The sequence below is a fragment of the Vibrio sp. 10N.222.48.A3 genome, assembly GCF_041475345.1.
GTDB lineage: Bacteria > Pseudomonadota > Gammaproteobacteria > Enterobacterales > Vibrionaceae > Vibrio > Vibrio tasmaniensis_A.
In genome coordinates this window covers 1-4010 of record NZ_JBFRVX010000654.1, presented here as the reverse complement: position 1 = coordinate 4010, position 4010 = coordinate 1, and the positions used below count along the sequence as shown (strand labels likewise).

At 43.7% G+C, this 4010-nt stretch carries 4 protein-coding genes; all 4 read left to right on the top strand.

Going from position 1 to position 4010, the window contains the following annotated elements; all coding sequences use genetic code 11:
- A partial coding sequence (locus tag AB4653_RS17840) for an SDR family NAD(P)-dependent oxidoreductase (RefSeq protein WP_372104879.1) occupies positions 1-777 on the top strand: 777 nt, incomplete at its 5' end.
- Between the two features lie 2 nt (positions 778-779).
- The gene (locus AB4653_RS17835) at positions 780-1799 is read left to right on the top strand and encodes an MBL fold metallo-hydrolase (RefSeq protein WP_102258549.1); all 1020 of its coding nucleotides are present in this window, start codon (positions 780-782) and stop codon (positions 1797-1799) included.
- A 163-nt stretch (positions 1800-1962) separates the two neighbouring features.
- Positions 1963-3180 (top strand): multidrug effflux MFS transporter, encoded by a 1218-nt coding sequence (locus AB4653_RS17830; protein WP_102258548.1) that lies wholly within the window; start codon positions 1963-1965, stop codon positions 3178-3180.
- 19 nt (positions 3181-3199) lie between these two features.
- A partial coding sequence (locus AB4653_RS17825) for an alpha/beta hydrolase (protein WP_372104877.1) occupies positions 3200-4010 on the top strand: 811 nt, incomplete at its 3' end.

The window sequence follows — 4010 nt, the reverse complement described above, 5'->3', positions numbered from 1 at the left end:
GGTATTGGCGAGTTCATTACTCGTTCTTTACTTGCTCAAGGTGCGACGGTGACGTCGTTAGCGAGAGGCTTATCGGATGCGACGGATGACATTCTTCATGCCGAGTCAATCTATATGGATCTTGCGGATCCTAAGAGTATTGTCACTGCTGTAAAACAACTAGGGGATACGCCATTCGACATGGTCATTTGTAACGCGGGGCTAGTGTCTAAAAAGGCTGAAATATCGCCTTCCGGTTATGAAAAAACGTTTTCAGTCAATGTTTTAGGTCATCACATTCTTTATCGGCTTCTTATGCAGAAAAAAATGTTGGTTGACGATGCTCGTCTGGTTATGACTAGTGGAGATATTTACATTATGGAAAATGAGTGTTCGGCTGATATTCCTTTTGACGGCACATCCAGCACTTATTCACGAAGCAAGCTGGGGAATTTATGGCAAGTACGCGAGTTATCAAAGCGTTACCCAAATATCCACCCAATTGCGGTTCATCCCGGTGTGGTTGCCAGTGGCTTCGCTGGAAGTAAGAAAGGGTTTCTAGCATGGCTTCGTACTAAACAACTGGTGTCGGAAGAGCAAGGTTCCCACTCCTCTTTGATTGGTGCGACACAAGATCTTCCAAGAGGAAGCTATTGGCACAATGTATTTGGTTTGGTTGATTTACCGGAGAGTGATCCTGGTTGCGATACATCTGGTTCTAGTAAGCTGTGGGACCAACTTGAATCGATTACCGCTCCTTACCTGCAAGCGTGCGAAGTTAAGCCAACAGGAAAATAGAAATGAAATTTCTTTGGATAGTGAGCCTCACCCTTTTAATTAACGCCTGTGCAGAGAGCAAGATGGACACCAGAAAAGCGTCACCTAATTTCAAAAATGGTCAGTTTGAAAATAATACCGATATCAAAACACTGACGTTTTGGCAGATTGTCTGGGCTGGCTTAACTTCTGACGTTGAACAAGCGAATTGGCCAGACACTGTTGAAACGAATGAGGATAAAATGCCTGCTGCTAGGGAGCTAGGAGATAAAGTTCGTATTACGTTGGTAAATCATGCGACCTTTTTAATTCAAACCCAAGGAGTGAATGTACTGACCGATCCTGTGTTTTCAGAAAGAGCGAGTCCGATTTCTTTCGCTGGTCCCAAAAGGGTGCACCAACCAGGGATCGCGTTAGCCAACTTACCATCAATTGATGTGGTGGTGATAAGCCATGATCATTATGACCATTTGGATTTGGACTCTTTGGCGTTCCTCATTAAACGAGATAACCCGAAAATCTATGTGGGGCTTGGAGTGGCGAAACGTCTCCCTTCAAGCGCTAACACCACCGAGCTAGATTGGGGAGAGAGTGTTCAGGTTAATGACATCTTTAAGCTTTGGTTTTTAGAAGTTCAACATAATTCAGGTCGTACTCCCTTCGATAGAAACTCAACGCTATGGGGAGGGTTTTTAATGCATATTGGCGACCAAAAAATCTATTTTGGTGGCGATAGCGGTTATGCCAATCACTACAAATACGCTTATGAGAAGTTTGGACCTGTCGATATTGCCTTTATTCCTATTGGCGCGTATGCACCAAGAGAAATCTTCAAGCCAGTACACCTTGACCCCTTTGAGGCAGTGCAAGCTCATCAAGATCTTAATTCAAAACAGTCGATTGGTATGCATTATGGGACATTTCAAATGACGGCGGAGCCTCGCCTGGAACCTGTTGAGTTGCTTGACGTTGCGAAGAAGGCAGCTCAAGTTCCAGCTTCTGAGTTTATTACGCTTGAAGTGGGTCAACCGACTAACTTTTAGATGCTCAGCTCTTTTTAACCACAAGCTCCTTTTTAATTTCAAATCAATTTTTATCTCAGATCGCTTTAAACGCTAAATAGAGTGTTTGAGCCCTCAAAGACATGGATGTTTTGATATTTCATAATGTTGACCTGTAGCGTCAGGTCCGTTATTTGGTGATGTAATGAAAAACAAACAACCCATACTCGGCAATACGGGTACGTTGATCTTTTTGGTGATGATCAGCGCGTTTCCTCCTTTAACAACCGACCTTTATTTACCAGCTCTTCCTAATATGGTGGCAGCGTTAGGCACGACTCAGTCAATGGTTAACTTTACGCTGAGCAGCTACTTCGTTGTTTATGCTTTCGGGCTGTTATTTTGGGGGCCCCTCAGTGAGAAGTTTGGTCGCAAGCCAATTTTGTTAATCGGGGCAGGTATTTACGTTGTTGCCAGTTTCTTATGTGCCAACTCAGGCAGCATAGAACAATTGATTGGCTTCCGAATTGTTCAAGCGTTTGGTGGTAGTGCCGTCACGGTTGTCGCTGTGGCAATTATCAAAGATCTTTACGATGGGAGAGAACGAGAGAAGATAATGGCGACCATTATGTCGCTGGTGGTTATTGCACCTATGGTGGCGCCAGTAATAGGGGCATTATTACTTAAGGTTGCCACTTGGCAGATGATTTTTGTTGCGCTTGGTGTCTTTGGCCTTTTATCGATTGTGCTTTCACTCTGTCTGACAGAAACGTTGGTATCTCGTTATAGCGGATCTGTAGTGAGATCTTGGGGACGGCTGGGAGTAGTACTCAAGAATCCACGGTTTCTGTTGTTACTGGCAGTATTTTCGCTTACTCCAATGTCGATGATGGCATTTGTGGCTGCGGGTCCTTACATCTATGTTGAGCACTTTAATTTTAGCGAGCAAGAGTTTAGTTATATCTTCGCGCTAAATGCTCTATTTGCCTCATTTGGACCTCGGGCTTACATCAAAATTACTCAATATTGGCCTGCAAAACGAATTATTTCTTTCTGCTTCATGCTTCTGATTTTGTGTGGAGTACTGACTTTTAGCCTTGGTGAAGCTTCGGCTTGGTTGTTCGCCCCATTAATCGGATTAGCTACGTTAGCCACCATCACAACGCGAGTGCCTGGTACTAACCTAATGCTTGAACAACAAGACAAGGACACTGGTTCTGCCGTTGCAATCATTCAATTTACGTCAATGATTTGTGGCGCGATGGGGATGATGTTGGTTTCTGTCGAGTCTGACTCTTTGATTAAAAACCTTGGTGTGATCCAATTGTCTATAGGTGTGATCAGCGGCCTATTGTGGCTGGCATGGTCTCGGAACCCCAGTAATAAGCAGAACAACTCATCAACATCTTTCATGTCAAACTAGGTACAAAAGGTCGTTTTTTATGAAATTTAGGTTTAAGCCTCTTATTTTAATTGTGTGTGCTTTATTGCTGATTGGCTGTATTAGCAGCGAGCAGGAGTATGATCATCCGCTCTATGACACCTCCGCAAGTGCATTTCCAGTGCAACAGTTTGATTCGTTTTCCGAATATCAACAAACCATTCAAGCTTGGCTGGAAGAGAATCGTGTGTTTTTGCAAGACGATCATGCAGCGGAGCTTTCGTATAATACCCCTTTTGAAATCATGCCAAACCAAGCAAATTCGGTGAAAAAAGGCATTATTTTTGTGCATGGCTTAGGTGACTCTCCATGGTCTTTTGTCGATGTTGCTAAAGAGTTCGCTGATGACGGTTACTTAGTACGTAGTGTGTTGCTTCCGGGACATGGCAGTCGCCCGGCCGATTTAGTGCCGATAAGTATATCTGATTGGGAAAATACGGTTAAAAATCAAGTTGAAATTATGCAGAAAGAGGGGCTGGAGGTTTCTTTATCTGGGTTCTCTACTGGCGCGAATTTGGTGACGGATTATGCGAATAGCGACCCAAGCATAGAGGCTCTGTATCTGTTTTCTCCCGCGTTTAAATCTGACAGTGATATTGATTTCCTTGCACCTGCTGGCGCTCTATTTGTGGATTGGGTGTTCCAAGGCGATCCGCAAAATCACAACAATCTAATGAAATACAATAGCGTACCTTTGAATGGCTTTGCGCAGTATTACTGGACTAGCTACGAGGTTCAAAAATCTCTAAAAAGAAAACCATTCGACAGGCCAGCATTTTTAGCCGTCACTCAAGATGACAGTGTCGTTAATG